General features: G+C 48.9%; 10 protein-coding genes and 1 pseudogene. 7 read left to right on the top strand and 4 right to left on the bottom strand.

Annotation, left to right across the window (positions count from 1 at the left end; genetic code table 11):
- Positions 1 to 3 precede the first annotated feature (3 nt).
- Both ACHZA1_RS01450 and ACHZA1_RS01455 read left to right on the top strand, forming a co-directional pair.
- Positions 4 to 813, top strand: a complete 810-nt coding sequence (locus ACHZA1_RS01450; protein WP_320053465.1) for a DUF4249 domain-containing protein — start codon at positions 4 to 6, stop codon at positions 811 to 813.
- 488 nt (positions 814 to 1301) lie between these two features.
- On the top strand, positions 1302 to 2759 hold the full coding sequence (locus ACHZA1_RS01455) for a potassium/proton antiporter (protein ID WP_320053466.1): 1458 nt from the start codon (positions 1302 to 1304) through the stop codon (positions 2757 to 2759).
- A gap of 429 nt (positions 2760 to 3188) precedes the next feature.
- On the opposite strand, the gene ACHZA1_RS01460 is transcribed toward ACHZA1_RS01455, so the two are convergent.
- The 4 genes from ACHZA1_RS01460 to ACHZA1_RS01475 all read right to left on the bottom strand — a co-directional run bounded on the left by ACHZA1_RS01460 (position 3189) and on the right by ACHZA1_RS01475 (position 10043).
- Entirely contained in the window at positions 3189 to 5489 is a 2301-nt protein-coding gene (locus ACHZA1_RS01460) for a family 65 glycosyl hydrolase domain-containing protein (RefSeq protein WP_320053467.1), read from the bottom strand.
- Positions 5490 to 5502: 13 nt separating this feature from the next.
- Positions 5503 to 6162 carry a beta-phosphoglucomutase gene (gene pgmB, locus ACHZA1_RS01465; protein ID WP_320053468.1) on the bottom strand — a complete coding sequence of 220 codons (660 nt, stop codon included), beginning with the start codon at positions 6160 to 6162 and terminating at the stop codon, positions 5503 to 5505.
- A gap of 125 nt (positions 6163 to 6287) precedes the next feature.
- Positions 6288 to 7619 (bottom strand): MFS transporter, encoded by a 1332-nt coding sequence (locus ACHZA1_RS01470; RefSeq protein WP_320053469.1) that lies wholly within the window; start codon positions 7617 to 7619, stop codon positions 6288 to 6290.
- A gap of 1419 nt (positions 7620 to 9038) precedes the next feature.
- Positions 9039 to 10043, bottom strand: a complete 1005-nt coding sequence (locus ACHZA1_RS01475) for a LacI family DNA-binding transcriptional regulator (RefSeq protein WP_320053470.1) — start codon at positions 10041 to 10043, stop codon at positions 9039 to 9041.
- 282 nt (positions 10044 to 10325) lie between these two features.
- On the opposite strand from ACHZA1_RS01475, the gene ACHZA1_RS01480 reads away from it, so the two are divergent.
- The 5 genes and pseudogenes from ACHZA1_RS01480 to ACHZA1_RS01500 all read left to right on the top strand — a co-directional run bounded on the left by ACHZA1_RS01480 (position 10326) and on the right by ACHZA1_RS01500 (position 17129).
- Positions 10326 to 13277, top strand: coding sequence for a TonB-dependent receptor (locus ACHZA1_RS01480; RefSeq protein ID WP_320053471.1), 2952 nt, complete (start codon positions 10326 to 10328; stop codon positions 13275 to 13277).
- A 21-nt stretch (positions 13278 to 13298) separates the two neighbouring features.
- Complete coding sequence (locus ACHZA1_RS01485; RefSeq protein WP_320053472.1) at positions 13299 to 14909, top strand: RagB/SusD family nutrient uptake outer membrane protein; 1611 nt, start codon at positions 13299 to 13301, stop codon at positions 14907 to 14909.
- 25 nt (positions 14910 to 14934) lie between these two features.
- Entirely contained in the window at positions 14935 to 15126 is a 192-nt protein-coding gene (locus ACHZA1_RS01490; protein WP_320053473.1) for a hypothetical protein, read from the top strand.
- Positions 15127 to 15192: 66 nt separating this feature from the next.
- On the top strand, positions 15193 to 15708 hold the full coding sequence (locus ACHZA1_RS01495) for a SusF/SusE family outer membrane protein (protein WP_320053474.1): 516 nt from the start codon (positions 15193 to 15195) through the stop codon (positions 15706 to 15708).
- Positions 15709 to 15971: 263 nt separating this feature from the next.
- Positions 15972 to 17129, top strand: a pseudogene (locus tag ACHZA1_RS01500) (alpha-amylase family glycosyl hydrolase).
- Positions 17130 to 17159 lie beyond the last annotated feature (30 nt).

Here is a 17159-nt window from a genome sequence, read left to right on the forward strand (position 1 = left end):
GCCATGCGCAAGCTCACCATATTTTCCATTTTAATTGCCATCGCCTCCCTCTTTGCCAGCTGCAAGAAGGAGTTCGACCTCGACCTCAACGGTCAAAATAAAAACCTGCTCGTAGTAGAAGGAATGATTACCGACCAAAACGAGCCCCAATTCATCAGGCTATCGCGTACGGTTAGCTACCTAAATCAGGTAAAGCCACAGCCCGTGGAGGATGCCTCGGTGGTGGTTAACGTCGATGGTAAGGACATCGCCTTCACCCAGCAAACCCCGGGTGTCTACTACGCCCCATCGGGCTTTGTGGGCGAGGTTGGCAAAACCTACAACCTGACCATCACCGTAGACGGGCAGGTGTACAAGGCATCATCGAAAATGAACAAGCCTCAGCTGATGGAGGCGGCATCGACCAGAACGCACGAGTTTGATGCCGACTACTTCGAGATTCGCCTCACCTTTACCGACAACCCCGATAAGGGGGACTTCATCCTGTTTAAGTACGCCCGAAACGGGCAGCTGATCGATACGCTCAACAAGTGGTCGTACTACAACGATAAAATCACCAACGGGCAGCACTTCGATAACATCCGTGTTTTTGGCAATGTAGAGGGAAGCGTGGGCGACCAGATAACGGTTTACTCCTACTCCATCAGCGAAGAGTTCAAAAATTTTATTGATGCTGCGGAGTCGGCTACCGACGAGCCTATGCCCTTCTTTCCCCCCCCAGGTGCTGCCATTACCGGAAACATCTCGAATGGGGCTGTTGGATTCTTCCAGGCCTCGGCGGTAAAAAAGATAGCAACGGTGCTACGGAAGTGATAGCACCCCATAACGATTAGTACTGGAGGGAGGGCTCGCGCAGGCGGGCCCTCCTTTTGTGCATCTACGGAAGAACTAATCGTATCCGAAAAAGTCTTCTCGGTAAGTCGGGTAGAGCTAATCGGAACCGGAATCGTCGTCCCGAGATGTTGGGTAGAACCAATCGGAACCGGAATCGTCCGCCCGAGATGTCGGGTAGAACCAATCGGAACCGGAATCGTCCGCCCGAGATGTCGGGTAGAACCAATCGGAACCGGAATCGTCCGCCCGAGATGTCGGGCAGAGCTAATCGGAACCGGAATCGTCCGCCCGAGATGTTGGGTAGAGCCAATCGGAACCCAAAACGTCCTCCCGAGATGTACGGAGGTAGTAATCGGAACCCGAAACGGCTACCGGACTCTTCAATCCGAAGCCGTGGAAAATGCGCCTAGCGCAAAAGAATTGCGCCATTTTTTCCTATCTTGGCAACTAGCCAACGTAGAAAGCCCATGGAATTTACTCTAAACAACCTTCTTTTAATAGGCTCTGCGCTCTTGGTGCTGAGCGTCTTCCTCAGCAAGACAACCAAGTACGGCATTCCGGTCGTCATCCTCTTTATGCTGGTGGGCATGCTTGCCGGCGTAGATGGCCCCGGCGGCATTAACTTTTACAACACCCAAATATCGAAGTTTATTGGAACGCTTGCGCTGATCCTTATCCTCTTTTCGGGAGGGTTGGATACCCGCTACGCCGACATCCGCCCCATTGCCAAGCGGGGCGTGCTGCTCTCTACGCTGGGGGTAGTAATCACGGCCCTGCTCACCGGGCTATTCATCGCCTACACCACCGAGCTCAACATTAAGGAGGGGCTGCTGCTGGGGGCCATCATCTCGTCGACCGATGCGGCGGCGGTATTCACCATCCTCCGCTCAAAGAGCATGGGGTTGAAGAACAACATCCGCCCCCTGCTCGAGTTCGAGAGCGGCAGCAACGACCCCATGGCCTACCTGCTCACCTTGGTGTTCATCATGCTCATCAAGCACCCCGACACCAACGCGTGGGGGTACCTCTGGTTCTTCGTCAAGCAGTTTGCGCTGGGGGGCGCCGTGGGCGTGGGCATGGGGTTTGCCATCATCCGCATCATCAACCGCATCGACCTCCACTTCGACGGGCTTTACGCCGTGCTGCTGCTGAGCCTCTCGCTGCTGGTGTTTGGGGTCTCCGACCTGATAGGCGGCAACGGCTTCCTCTCCGTTTACCTGGCGGCCATCATCCTCGGCAACCACGAGTTTGTGCATAAGCGCAGCCTCATCAAGCACTTCGACGGGCAGGCGTGGATGATGCAGATCATCATGTTCCTCACGCTTGGACTGCTGGTTACCCCATCGCAGCTGCTTCCGCTAGCGGGCGTTGGGCTGCTGCTCTCGGCCTTCATCATCTTCGTTGCCCGCCCCATTGCGGTGTTTACCTGCCTGGCCAAGTCGCAGTTTAGCACCCGCTCCAAGCTATTCATCTCGTGGGTGGGGCTGCGCGGCGCGGTGCCCATCATCCTATCGATATACGCGCTCGATGCCGGAATCCAGAAGGGGGCGCTCATCTTCAACCTCGTGTTCTTCATCTCGCTCACCTCGGTTTTGCTGAAGGGAACCACCATCCCGACGCTGGCCAAGCGGCTACGGCTGAGCGTTCCCATGCACATCCGCAAAAAGTCGACGGTGGACATCGAGCTGGCCAACAAGGTAAAGTCGATTGTCATGGAGCTGGACGTGCTCCCCGAGCACCGATGCGTTGGCAAGATGCTGGTAGACCTCGACCTGCCCCAGGGCATAACCATCTCGATGCTGCACCGAGGGGAGAACGTCTTCATCCCCGATGGCTTTACCCGGGTGAATATCGGCGACAAGCTCACCATCCTTGCCGATTCGGTAAACTCGCTGAAGGACTTCTACAAGAAGATGGGGGTATAGAACCGTAAAAACGGCAAGACGGGTCGGCAGCAGGGAAAACCCTACTGCCGACCCGTCCCTATTTATTTCCGAAGCTACGGGCGACGCCCAAGCGCTAAAGCTATACCAAAGGTGGCGCTGCCGCCATAAAAAGGTAATCGGCCATAATCTTCACGACTATGACCGACCTTCTAAAACCACATAAAAAAACGTATAATAATTGCGAAATGCAATTCGTAGCTATATTAGCAGCGTTCTCTGCGCCGGATGTACACATTTTATCCGTTATGCAAACCGCTGCCGACTGCGAAGGTAGCCATTTACATCCCAGTTGGTACTTTTCCCTTCAAAAAAAGAGAAGAGATGCCCCCAATTAGAGGAACAACCAATAAAGAACAGGCCCAGCACCACGCCAGCTTACGCATTATTTGCTACGGCAGGCAGCAGCGCTTACGCCACTACCGTGCTGCCAGCAGGAATGCAAACAGCCTCATCCTTTACCATTACGGTAAGCGGTTGCCCGCTTTCGTTGGTGAGGATGGTCTTGCCCCCCTCAAACTTAGCCTTAATAGTTCGGCCCCTGAAGATAACCTTAAAGGCAAGGCTCTTCCAATTTTCGGGGATAAAGGGGTTGAAGTAGAGCGTATCATTCTTTATACGCAGCCCACCAAACCCTTCGACAACCGACATCCAGCTACCGGCCATAGAGGTAATGTGAAGACCCTCGTTAACCTCCTTGTTGTAGTCGTCGAGATCGAGACGAGAAGTTCGTAGATACATCGCCTTGGCACGGTCCATATCCCCAATCTTGCATGCCAAAATCGAGTGAACGCAAGGGGAAAGCGACGATTCGTGAACGGTACGCTGCTCGTAAAAGTCGAAGTTCTTCCTAATCGTCTCCAAGTCGAAGTCGTTTTCAAAGAAGTAAATTCCCTGAAGCACGTCGGCCTGCTTAATGAACACCGATCGAAGGATTCTATCCCAGCTCCACTTTTGGTTGAGCGGACGTTGGCTAGGGTTGAGATCCTTTACCAGAATCTGCTCCTTATCCATAAAGCCATCCTGCTGCATAATAACGCCCAACTTTTCGTTGTAGGGAAGGTGAATCTTCTCGACAATGTCTGCCCATTTGCCCAGCTCGGCATCGCTATTAAAGGCAATCTTACCCTCAATAGCCGTCCAACGAGCAGCGTTAGCTTGCTTTACATAGCCAACCGCTTCGGCAGCATACCTCAGCGTCCAAGTTGCAAGATAGTTGGTGTACCAGTTGTTGTTAACGTTGTTCTCGTACTCGTTAGGCCCCGTTACGCCAAGCATGACATACTTTTGGCGCTCGTCCGACCAGGTGATACGCTGAGCCCAAAAACGAGCAATACCAACAAGCACCTCTAGGCCATATTCGGCAAGGTAGCCCTTATCTCCCGTATAGTCGATGTAGCGCTTTATGGCGTAGGCAATGGCCCCGTTACGGTGGATCTCCTCGAAGGTAATCTCCCACTCGTTGTGGCACTCCTCCCCGTTCATGGTGACCATGGGGAATAAGGCTGCCCCATTGGTAAAGCCAAGCTTCGCAGCATTCTCGATGGCCTTATCGAGCTGGCGGTAGCGGTAGATGAGCAGCTGCCTAGCCACCCGCTCGCCGGCGGTAGACATGTAGAAAGGCAAACAGTACGCTTCGGTATCCCAGTAGGTCGATCCACCGTACTTTTCGCCGGTGAACCCTTTAGGGCCAATATTCAAGCGCTCATCCTCCCCCGTGTAGGTTTGGAATAGCTGAAATATGTTGAAGCGAATACCCTGCTGTGCCTCAGCATCACCTTCGATAACGATGTCGGCATGCTGCCACTTCTCCAGCCACTTGCTGGTATGCTCGCCCTTAAGTACCGCATAACCATCAGCAACAGCCTTCGAAAGGATGCCATCCGACGTAGGAACTAGCAGCTCGAAAGGGTGGTTAAGGGTAGACGCCACCGCAACATACTTGTTTACGGTTAGGGTTTGCCCCTTTACCAGCTTCAGATCAGCGCTGCTCGACACGTACTTCTCGCGCTCGGTAGAAATTGCCTTAGCCTGTACCAGAGCGCTATCGATGGCGTACGTAACGCCCATGTTCCAGCACACGTTAAAGCTTAGCTTCTTGGTCTTCATCACAAGGTAGCCACCGTTGCTGGCGGAAGTTTTGGCAACCTCATCCCAGAACTTTTCGTTGTAGTTCGAGTCTTCGTTTACCACATCCCCATCCAGATAGCTCTCTACGGCTATAGTAGCATCGCCATCCAGCAGGCGTACCGAATACGAAATTGCGGCAACCTCAGGACGTGCCATGCTCATGAACCGCTCGGCAACCACCTCAACTTTGCTGCCATCGCCTAGCTCAACAACAAAATTGCGTTGGAGCAAGCCATGCTGCATATCGAGTACGCGCGAAAAACTCACCACCTTATTTTGGCTAAGGTCAATAGACTCCCCATCAACCTTAACGCGAATACCAATAAAGTTGGCAGAGTTCAGCACCTTTGCAAAATACTCGGGATACCCATTCTTCCACCAACCCACCCGAGTTTTATCGGGATAGTAAACACCAGCGATATAGCTACCACGTAGCATCTCCCCCGAGTAGTCCTCTTCGAAGTTGGCTCGCTGGCCCATCATGCCATTGCCGATGCTGAAAATACTCTCCGAACCTTCCACCCGCTGCGGGTCAAAGGCCTCTTCGATAATTTTCCATTCGTCAACTTTATAATTATTCATAGCACTGATACGATTACTTGTTCAACAAACACATAAACTTCTCGTAGTTAAGATCGGACAACCCGCCAATAACTACATCGGCCTTAGCCAGCACCTGCTCGCTACCGATACCAATGGCAAACATGCCACCAGCCTTCGCGGCTTCGATACCGGCTTCTGCATCTTCAAACACCACACTATGCTCTGGGCTAACGCCCAAAGCCGTAACAGCAGCAAAAAACACCTCGGGGTCTGGCTTGGCCGAACTCACCTTGTTGCCATCAATGATGACATCGAAGTTATCCATCAAGCCCAAGCGGGTAAGGATCAGGTTCGCATTTTTGCTTGCCGATCCAATAGCCGTTTTCACCCCATGCTGCCGCAATTCGGCAAGAAATGAAACTACACCAGGAAGGATTTCGTCGGCACCCATTTTGGTGATATAGTCAACATACCACTCATTTTTATCGTGCGCCCACACTTCCTTTTGCTCTGGGGTTGCAGTTACCCCTCCAACCTCAAGCAGAATCTCGAGCGATCGAACTCGGCTCACGCCTTTTAGCCGCTCGTTATCCTTCTGGGTAAACTCAAAACCAAGCATTTCGGCTAGCCGTTTCCACGCCAAATAGTGATACTTTGCGGTATCGACGATAACGCCGTCCAAGTCGAAAATACAGGCTTTAATCTCTCTCATTATTGTACCTCTAAATATTAACTAACAACAAACAAGTAGGCGGCAGTGATTAATGGGCAAAAAAGGTATTTCTAATGGTTAATAACCATACTATCACTGCCAGCCAACTTTATTCACAAAACGGATTAAGCGTCCTGCTTGTCCTTAACAACAAAAACCATCAGGCTGGCCGCTAGCCAAGAGATGCCCGCCATGATTATCATATAGATAGCACGGTCGCTAAACACGTACTTGAGAAGCATTCCCGATAAAACGCCACAGACAATTTGTGGTACCACAACGGTGATATTGAATAGCCCCATGTAAACGCCAGTTTTCCCCGCAGGTAAAGTGCGCGAGAGGATCGAATAGGGCATGGCAAGTATGGCAGCCCAGGCAACGCCTACGCCTACCATAGCAAGGATTAGCGCATACTGGTTCTTTACAAAGTAGATAGACAGAAATCCTAACGCACCAACAAAGAGCGCAGATGCGAAGGTTAGCTTGCGCCCCAACTTATCGGCGAGCTTGTTCATCACGATGGCGAATAATGCAGCAAAAACGCTGTAGAGGCCAAACAGCACACCCACCCAGTTAGCGGCATCGTTGTATGCGGCCGACGATGAGTCGCCGATGGCAGTTCCCCATATATGCTGCGCTACAGCAGGAGTCGTATAAACCCACATGGTGTATAGCGCAAACCAGGAGAAAAACTGAACTACAGCCAGCTGCTTAAACACAACGGGCATCCCCGTAAGAGTCGACCAGAAGCTGCCCTTGGTCGCTGCGCCCTCGTCTTCGGCGACTTTCCCTTGGTATTCATCAAACTCCTTGGGGGCATACTCCTTCGTACGGAAAACCGTCCAAAGCACCGACACCAAAAGCACCCCGCCACCAAGATAGAACGACCAGATTACGGAGTCGGGAACCTCTCCTTCGGGAGCGGTATTCGCAATACCCATATAGTTGGTAAGCACAAAAGGCAGGAACGAGCCCACGATTGCACCAAGATTAATCAGAAAGGTTTGGATGGAGTAGCCTAAGGTAGTTTGTTCACCTGGCGTCATATCGGCAACCAACGAACGAAATGGCTGAAAGGTTACGTTAAAGGAGGCATCCATCAGCGCTAGCATCATGGCGCCAAATACGATTGGAGGAATTACTGCCACCAACAAGCTGGAGTTAGGCATTAAAAGCATACCAACAGTTGCGGCAATTGCCCCCCCAAGGATGTATGGCTTCCGGCGTCCCAGCCTATTCCAAGTTCTATCACTAGCAGCACCCACCCAAGGCTGTATTACCAAGCCCATAATGGGCGCCACAAGCCAAAAGAAGGAAAGATGGCTCAGATCGGCCCCATAGTTGGATAGTATACGAGACACATTGGCATTTTGCAGTGCAAACCCCGCCTGAACTCCTAGGAATCCAAAGCTTAGATTCCAAATCTGCCAGAACGACAGCTTAGGTTTCGATTTCATTATTGTGTGCTATAAAGTTAACGTTAAAATAAACTAAAACAACAGCCAAAAATAGGGAAAAGAGTTATTGCTTTTCTGATATACTCCCTCGCTAAGAGAATGCAAAAGAGATATATTGGCATTTCAAACGTTTGCATGAGTATATATTTTAACATTTTTCACCCAATACATGTTGCACAACATCTTTTCCACGGTGAAACAGTTCCACCGCAAAGGTTTGCGGAAACCAGAAATAGGGCTAACCAACAAAGATCGGAAGGAAAAAATGCGAGAAAAGGAGATAAAAGACCGCTATCTACGCACAACAGCAGCTCGATCTTCTCTTCTCGGGATACGATGCAGAAGGATACCACGCCTCCGCCTTCGGAACGACAGGAACAGCCTCTTATAGCTGCAGGGGCAAGCATCTCCCACCAGCCACAATGCCGAGTCGGCGACACTCCTGTACGGCTAGCATAGCTCTCAAAAGGCACCTCTACACAGATGCAACACCTACCGAAAAAGCAGCAGTCCACCCGATTCCATCGAAAACGGTAATTCTAACGGTAAAAATATTGGATGAGCACACCTCCCCTGCTACAGCAGGAGTTGCCCCAAATACATGGACAAACACTTCCAAAGGTACCTGCCGTTCGTGCATCCTCCCCCAACCGCGCAGCCCATATACTCCGAAAGAAAGCATTACTAGCACCAGACGTGCCCACACCGAACCAGAAAAGCGCCTCTGATGGCACAAAAAATGGTTTATTATGCCTCGGAAACCTAATCGGGTAATACCCAGGGTACCTACCAAAAGTTTGAAAACCATTCCCTGTAACACAAAAACTACTTTCCTGAAGACAGAAAATCGATTCCTGCGGCACCAGAACTACTTTCCTGAAGACAGGAAATCAATTCCTGTGGCACCAGAACTACTTTCCTGAAGACAGGAAATCAATTCCTGTGGCACCAAAACTACTTTCCTGAAGACAGGAAATCAATTCCTGTGGCACCAGAACTACTTTCCTGAAGACAGGAAATCAATTCCTGTGGCACCAAAACTACTTTCCTGAAGACAGGAAATCAATTCCTGTGGCACCAGAACTACTTTCCCGAAGACAGGAAATCGATTCTTGTGCAGTAGAAAAGCGGTATTTCGAGAAAGCAAAACAGCCTTACAAGCATTCCAATAGGCGTTAGAATGAAAAAACAAAAAGGATGTAGCCATAAAGCAGAGCTACACAATAAGGCTAATGCTAGTTCAAAACAGAACACAAGCTGCAAGATTCGGCAATCGCAGCAACAGTTCACCTCATCCTACTGGGTAAAATGCAAAATTCGACGCATGTAGATAAAAGCAGCATAAGCCCTATCCCTTCAAATAGCAAGAGGGAATGCCAGCGGCATTCCCTCTTCAAATAGCATTACTGTAATTAGTGGCTAGGTGGTTTCGCGGACAACAATATTCGCTTCTAGCTTATGTTCTCGCTCCTTAGTAGGAGCGTTATTAATCTTTTCAATAAGCGTTAGCATTGCCACACGTCCCATCTCCTTCCCTGGCTGGCGCACCGTAGTTAGCGGAGGATCTACCATCTTGGCAATATCTTCATCCCCAAAGCCAACAACCGCCACCTGGTCGGGCACCAGTAAGCCTTCCCGTTTCAGGGCCTTCAGAGCTCCAATTGCTGTAAAATCGTTGCAGGTAAATATCGCATCAAACTCAATCCCCTTCGCAACCAAGGCCTCTACACCAGTACCTCCCTTTTCGAACGAGTCGGCATGCACCACCAATTCCTCCCTAAAGGGAATCGAGCTGTCCCGTAACGCATCGCGGTAGCCGCGTAACCTTTCGCGCCCCACGTGCGTCGATGCAGGACCAGCGAAATGAACGATATTTCGTCTTCCAATTTTAAGGAGATACTCAACTGCCTCGTAAGCCCCCTTGTAGTCGTCGAAGACCACGGAGTCGACGTTATCCTGATCGATAGGCCTATCGAAGAATACTATAGGGATGCCCTTTGCCTGCAGCTCGTCGAAATGCTCATAGGAAATGGTCTCCTTCGAAATAGATACGATTAGCCCCTCAATCCATCCATCCGAAAAAGCGTCTAGCGCTTCGCCTTCCTGCTCAAAACTTTCGTTACTTTGCTGAACAATTACGCGCATCTTATGCTTATCAGCCACTTCCTGAATACCTGCAATGACAGAAGAGAAAAAGTAGTGAACCAGCTCCGGTATAATCACCCCAATAATATTGCTACGGCTATTCTTCAAACTCAAGGCCATCATATTCGGCTTGTACTTCAGCCTCTGCGAAAGTTCCACCACAGCCCGCTTAGTCTCAATGCTAATATCTGGATGATCCTTTAGCGCACGAGAAACCGTCGAAACCGACAGCCCCAATTCTTTGGCGATATCTTTAATTGTCACTCGGTTATTTGTCATTCGATTAGGCGTTTCAATAATTTATTTACAAAATAAACATTTTTAGAGGAAAAGATGACACTCTTTCTGACATTCCATTTTCGACCCATGATTTTTATGTTTTACAACATTTTTTACAAGTCGCAAACGATTGCGACAACGTTTGCTAAAAAAACAAACAATCAACACTGGTTAACATTATTAAACTTACAATAGTTTTGTAGTGCAAAAAGGTCAATTTCTAGAACGTAAATTAACACTTGAATTATGAAACTACCCATTTCTGCATTAAGGAAATCCCTTATGACTTTACTGGTAGTTTCCCTATTTTCAGTTGGAGCAATAGCTCAAAATCTGAAAGTTACAGGGAAAGTAACTGATTCCAAAACTGGTGAAGGTCTACCAGGGGTAAGCGTAATCGTTAAAGGTACTACCAACGGTGTAGCTACCGATATCTACGGTGCATACTCAATTAATGCGCCTAAAGGTGCAACCCTCGTGTTCTCCTTTGTGGGCTACACGCCATTCGATGCTAAAGTTGGAGGAGCAACTCTAAACGTACAGCTTACCGAAGCCGCCAAAGCCATTGACGAAGTAGTAGTAATTGGCTATGGTACGGTAAAGAAGTCTGATGCTACTGGTGCCGTACAAGCCGTAGGCTCAAAAGACTTCAACAAAGGAGCTATATCCACACCACAACAGCTACTGTCTGGTAAGTCTGCAGGTGTCGTTATTACCTCTGAAGGTGGACGCGCTGGAAGTGCTACAAAGATTCGTATCCGTGGTGAGTCTTCACTAAATGCAAGCAGCAACCCTCTTGTAGTTATTGACGGAATACCTATGAGTTCTGATGATCTTAACGCTGTAAACCCTAACGATATCGAATCGTTTACCATCTTAAAAGATGCTGCATCAACTGCAATATACGGTTCGCGAGCAACAACAGGCGTTATTATGATTACTACCAAAAAAGGTAGAGCAGATTCTAAGCTAAGTGTAGCCTACAACGGCTCTTCGTCAATTAGCTACCTGCCAAAAACAATCGATGTTTTAAATGGCGATGAGTACAGAGCCCTTATTAAGGATCTTGCAGCAAAGAAAGTTGCCGGAGTAAACGACCAAGCCGTAAAACGCCTAGGCAGCGCTAACACCGACTGGCAAGACGAGGTTTACCGTACAGCATTCAGCACAGACCAAAACATTGCTATCCAAGGTTCATATAAAGGATATCCTTACCGTGTATCTTACGGTTACAGAGATGAAAATGGAGTTCTTAAGGGCGACAACTACAAGCGCAACTCTCTTGCAGTTTCGTTCAACCCTTCTTTTTTAAACGACTACCTTAAGCTAACCGTTAACGCTAGAGGTTCTAAGCAAGCTATCAACTATAGCGAGCAGGATGCCGTTGGTGCAGCAATAGCTTACGACCCTACACAAGTGATTAGAGACAACTCTAAATATGGTGGCTACTTTACTTGGACTAACCTTTCGGACGCCAACGCTAATGGCTCTAACAACTCGAACGGACAGCCTAACCCTATTGGTGTAAGCAACCCTGTTTCGTTGATTAATCAAACCGACAATACAGGAGATATTTACAAGTTTATTGGAAATGCTCAAGTTGATTACAAGTTCCACTTCTTACCTGAACTTAAGGCAACCGTAAACGCAGCGTTAGACTACACCGAAAGCCACTATGTTGACAACGCTCCAAACGATGCCGCATGGACCTACCGTGGTGGTATTGGAAGAATAAACAACTCGAATAAAACCAACAGAAACGAGCTTTTTGAAATCTATTTGAACTATAACAAAACTATCGGTAACCATGCTTTTGATGCAACTGCTGGATATTCGGACCAATGGTTTTGGTATAGAGGAAGAGACTTCGATGCTAGTTCTGTCAAAGTAAATAGAGACAACATCATCAGCAAAAACGAAAGTTACCTACTTTCTTTCTTTGGAAGACTTAACTATACATTCCTAGAACGCTACTACCTTTCGGCAACTGTTAGAGCTGATGGCTCGTCGAAATTCTACTCTGGTGGCCGTTGGGGTCAATTCCCATCAGTTGCTGTAGGCTGGAAGATCAACAAAGAAGAGTTCCTTGCCAATACAATTGTTAACGAGCTTAAGCTACGTGCCAGTTGGGGTATTACCGGACAACAAGCGGGTATCGGCGAATATGGCTACATTCCTTACTGGACCATCAGCGAGCCATCTGCTGCATACCAATTTGGCGACAAATTCGTTAATACATACCGCCCTGCTGCTTACGACGAAAAGCTAAAGTGGGAAACAACAACAACATATAACATCGGTACCGATTTTGGGATTTTCAATAATCGAGTTTCGGGTTCTGTTGACGTATACCTACGCAAGACCGAAGACCTGCTTTCTGAAATTCCAATTGCAGCAGGAACCAACTTCTCAAACTACCTTATTACCAATGTAGGCGATATGGAGAATAAGGGTATTGACTTCTCGTTAAACCTTCGTCCTATTCAGCAAAAAGATTTGAACTGGAGCGTTAGCTACAACATCAACTACAACAAGAACGAGATTACCAAGTTAACCAAGTTTGACGATCCAAACTTCCAAGGTATTGAAAAAGGAGGAATCTCGGGAGGTAATGGCAACCAAGTTCAGGTACTAAGAGTTGGTTCCCCTATTTACTCATATCAAGTTTTCCAGCAAGTTTACAATCCAAAAACAGGAATGCCTATTGAAGGTTTGTACGTAGATAGAACTGGTAAGGGTGGATCTGTAAGCGCAGACAACTCTAACAAGTACCTCTACAAGCAGCCAAACCCAACTGTTTCGATGGGTATTTCGAGCGCATTGCAATACAAGAACTGGGATTTATCATTTGCCGGACGTGTTTATCTCGACAACTACGTTTACAACAACGTTGCATCGGATAGAGCAACCTATGCCTCAGTTTACAACCAGTCGGGCTACCTTAACAACGTCCCTACCGCTGTAAACAAGACGAAGTTCTCCGCCCCTCAGTACTGGTCTGACTTCTACGTGGAGAATGGTTCATTCTTCCGCATGGACAACATCAGCCTAGGCTACAGCTTCAACAAGCTTTTCACCGAGAAGCTATCGGGTAAAATTACGGCTAGCGTAAATAATGCATTTGTTATTACAAACTATAGTGGTTTAGACCCTGAAGTATCGGGTGGTATCGACAATAGCATCTATCCTCGTCCAAGAATTTTCACCCTTGGATTGAACATCAATTTTAAGTAGTACGCTATTAAAATTAAAGTCATGAAATTGAATAAAATCGCAATATTTATAGTTGGAGTGATGTTTAGTGCAGCATCATGCACCAGCGATCTGGATGTAACTCCAATCGACCCAAGCCAAACGTTCTCGAAAGACGTTTTCTCCAATGCCACCGGATACAAGCAGGCACTTGCCAAATTGTACGCAGCCTATGCGGTGAGCGGGCAACAAGGTCCTTCGGGTAAACCAGACATTATCGGTATCGACGAAGGTTTCGGCAACTATTTCCGCCAATTATGGAATGCGCAGGAACTTTCTACCGATGAAGCGATAATGGCTTGGAACGATGCCACCATTAAGGACTTCCACTACCAAACGTGGACTCCCAACGACACCTTTATCGCTGCTCTTTATTCGAGAATTTTCTACGCGATTACCATTGAGAATGAGTACATCCGTGATGCCAACGAGTTTATGAGCAACTTAAGTGCTGCAGATCAGGAGAAGGCAAAAAAGTTTATTCTTGAGGCCCGTTTCCTTCGCGCTCTTTCGTACTACCACGCCATCGACATGTTCGGCAATGTGCCCTTTGTTACCGAAGAGGATAAGCCAGGCTCGTTCTTCCCAAAGCAGATCAAACGTGCCGATCTTTTCAAGTACATCGAAACCGAACTTCTGGCTATCGAAAAGGATATGGTAGCCCCTCGCGCCAACGAGTATGGCCGTGCCGACCAAGCTGCTGCTTGGACTCTTCTTGCTAAGCTTTACCTAAACGCATCTGTTTACAACAAGGAAAACAAGCCTAGCAATGATGCCATCATAAAATGGAATACCGAGTGCGCTAAGTACTGCGAGAAAGTGATTTCTGGGGGCTATTCGGTAGAGAACACCCCATACAGGAACAACTTCCTAGCCGACAACAACACCAGCAATGAAATCATTTACGCTATTGCCTTTGATGGGTCTTCCACTACTACCTACGGTGGAACAACCTACCTTGTTCATGCCGCCATTGGTGGAAGTATGAAAGCTAACGAATTCGGTGTTGGCGGAGGATGGGGCGGTATCCGTACAACCAAAGCCCTTGTTAACAAGTTCCCTGCCCCTCAAGATGCAAGTGCAGACAAGCGTGCAATGTTCTATTCAACGGATCAAACTCTTGACATCAACGACGTTGCTCAGTTTGGCCAAGGATGGGCTATCACCAAATTCCGCAACGTAAAAGCTAACGGTTCGCCTGCAACCCACGCGCACCCCGACTTTGTTGATGTCGATTTCCCCGTATTCCGCCTTGCCGATGTTTACCTAATGTATGCTGAAGCGGTTAAAAGAGGAAGTACAGAAGGCACCGAGGCTCAGGCCATCATATATATCAACAAGCTCCGCGAACGTGCCTATGGCAATACAAGCGGAAACATTACCAGCTACGATCTTCCATTTATCCTCGACGAAAGATCGAGAGAGCTGTACTGGGAGGGCCATCGTCGCTCCGACCTTATCCGATTTGGACAATTCTCAAACGGCAGCTACGTATGGCCTTGGAAGGGTAATGTAGCGGCAGGAACTAGTACCGATGGTTATAGAGACCTTTACCCAATCCCTACAAGAGATAAGAGTTGTAATCCGAACCTCACACAAAACGTTGGTTACTAATTTTTACGATTGAACTATGAAAAGAATGAAGTTATTAGCATACGTCGCCGCTAGCATCTTTTTGCTCGCCGCTTGCGACAAGGACGAAACCAAGGTTTACATTTCTGAAACCCCAACAGCGCCTGTTCTAAGCTCTCCTCAGAACGAATCATCTTTTGATTTAACGAAGCTAACCGATGTGCAAAAAACCGCCAATTTTGCACAGCCATTTACCTAGAGCCTTGCCGACTATGGCTTTCAGGCATCAATCCAATACCAAATTCAGTTTTCGAAGAATGCGGATATGTCAAAAGCTAAGGTTTTAAGCAGCGTTAACCTAGGCAAAACCTACACGCCTACCAACCTTGCATTCGACGAATTCCTGATTGGTAGTCTTCGACTAACTCCGAAGGTTGCTGCGAAGGTTTACTACCGAATAGTTGCATCGACCTCGGGGCTACCTAGCAGCACCTACCCTGACGGCGGTGCCACCACTGCCATCCAGTCGATGACCGTTACGCCTTTCAACACCCCTGTTGATGTTAAAACTTGGGGTATTGTTGGTAGCGCCACCCCAAATAAATGGGATGGTCCAGACTTCATGATGGACGATGGCGACAATGCCGATGAGTATGTTGCAACCGTTAACCTTGTTGTTGGCGAAATCAAATTCCGCTTCAACAACAGCTGGGATAAAAACCTAGGTGGTTCTGGCGGCGTTTTATCAAACGGTGGTTCAAATATTCCTATTACAGTAGCAGGAACGTACACCATCAAGCTAAACACCAAGGCGCTGACATATTCAATTGTTAAGCTCTAAAAATCTAATAGATTAATATAAGAGGATGCTCTAATTTTAGAGCATCCTCTTTTTGCACACTCTCAGTACTACCGTACATCACAAAACAATTAAAGATGAAAAAAGCAGTAATTGGAGTCCTCGCGCTGCTGCTCACCGCCACCGCATTCGGCCAACACAAGCAGAGTGCACAGCCAGCCATCAACCACGTAGCCTGGGCCAAGAGCGCCGTAATCTACGAGGTGAACACCCGGCAGTATACCCCCAAGGGGACCTTCAAGGCCATGCAGGCCCACCTCCCCCGCCTAAAGCAGTTGGGCGTGGACATCCTCTGGTTTATGCCCATCCACCAGATCGGCGTAAAGGACCGCAAGGGCGAGCTGGGCAGCTACTACGCCGTTCAGGACTACAAGAGCATCAACCCCGAGTTCGGCACTCTGGACGACTTTAAGGCCACCGTTAGGGAGGCCCACCAGCTAGGATTCAAGGTGATCATCGACTGGGTGGCCAACCACACCTCGCGCGACTCCAAGTGGCTCATCGAGCATCCCGAGTGGTTCGTAAAGGATTAGAGCGGCAACATCCTTGCCCCCTTCGACTGGACCGACGTGGCCAAGCTCGACTACGCCAACCCTCAGATGCGCGCCGCCATGATCGATGCCATGAAGTTCTGGCTCACCGAAGCCAACATAGACGGGTTCCGCTGCGATGTGGCCGGCGAGGTGCCCACCGACTTCTGGAACGACGCCCGCCGCGAGCTCGACAAGGTGAAGCCCGTATTCATGCTCGCCGAAGCCGAGAAGCCCGAGCTTACCCTCCGCGCCTTCGACATGGACTACGCCTGGAATCTCCACCACATCATGAACCAAATTGCCCAAGGCAAGCAGGGAGTATGCGCCATCGCCCAGTACTCCAAAAAGCAGGACTCGCTCTACGCACAAAGCGCCATCAGGATGAACTTCACCTCCAACCACGACGAGAACAGCTGGAACGGCACCGAGTTCGAGCGCATGGGCCCTGCCGCCAAAACCTTTGCCGCGCTGTGCTACCTGATGCCGGGCATGCCGCTCATCTACAACGGGCAGGAGGTAGCCTTCAACAAGCGGCTCGAATTCTTCAAGAAGGATCCTATCCAGTGGACAGGCGACGCCTCCTACACCACCTTCTACCAGAAGTTCAACCAGCTCCGTAAGGCCAACAAAGCCCTCTGGAGCGGCGATAACCGCAACGCCACCTACAAGGCCAACCCTACCACCAACACCCTTACGGTAGAGCGCACCAGCGGCCAAAGTAAGGTCGTTGCCATTTTCAACATGAGCGGGAAAGCGGCGAAGGCTAAAACCCCCTCCATGGCCAAAGCCGAGTACCTTAGCGGTAAAACCTACAAGCCAAACACAGAGATTACCCTCAAGCCTTGGGAGTTCCTAATCTTCGTAAAGTAGCACACCACAATGCTTAGAGGCTGCTCCTGC

It is taken from the genome of uncultured Acetobacteroides sp. (assembly GCF_963667355.2).
In the GTDB taxonomy this organism is placed as follows: Bacteria; Bacteroidota; Bacteroidia; order Bacteroidales; family ZOR0009; genus Acetobacteroides.

What these genes read in the sequence shown, in the direction of transcription:
- ACHZA1_RS01450 (WP_320053465.1), top strand. Translation starts at nt 4, where the DNA reads ATGCGCAAGCTCACCATATTTTCCATTTTAATTGCCATCGCCTCCCTC.
- ACHZA1_RS01455 (WP_320053466.1), top strand. Translation starts at nt 1,302, where the DNA reads ATGGAATTTACTCTAAACAACCTTCTTTTAATAGGCTCTGCGCTCTTG.
- ACHZA1_RS01460 (WP_320053467.1), bottom strand. Translation starts at nt 5,489, where the DNA reads ATGAATAATTATAAAGTTGACGAATGGAAAATTATCGAAGAGGCCTTT.
- pgmB (WP_320053468.1), bottom strand. Translation starts at nt 6,162, where the DNA reads ATGAGAGAGATTAAAGCCTGTATTTTCGACTTGGACGGCGTTATCGTC.
- ACHZA1_RS01470 (WP_320053469.1), bottom strand. Translation starts at nt 7,619, where the DNA reads ATGAAATCGAAACCTAAGCTGTCGTTCTGGCAGATTTGGAATCTAAGC.
- ACHZA1_RS01475 (WP_320053470.1), bottom strand. Translation starts at nt 10,043, where the DNA reads ATGACAAATAACCGAGTGACAATTAAAGATATCGCCAAAGAATTGGGG.
- ACHZA1_RS01480 (WP_320053471.1), top strand. Translation starts at nt 10,326, where the DNA reads ATGACTTTACTGGTAGTTTCCCTATTTTCAGTTGGAGCAATAGCTCAA.
- ACHZA1_RS01485 (WP_320053472.1), top strand. Translation starts at nt 13,299, where the DNA reads ATGAAATTGAATAAAATCGCAATATTTATAGTTGGAGTGATGTTTAGT.
- ACHZA1_RS01490 (WP_320053473.1), top strand. Translation starts at nt 14,935, where the DNA reads ATGAAGTTATTAGCATACGTCGCCGCTAGCATCTTTTTGCTCGCCGCT.
- ACHZA1_RS01495 (WP_320053474.1), top strand. Translation starts at nt 15,193, where the DNA reads ATGTCAAAAGCTAAGGTTTTAAGCAGCGTTAACCTAGGCAAAACCTAC.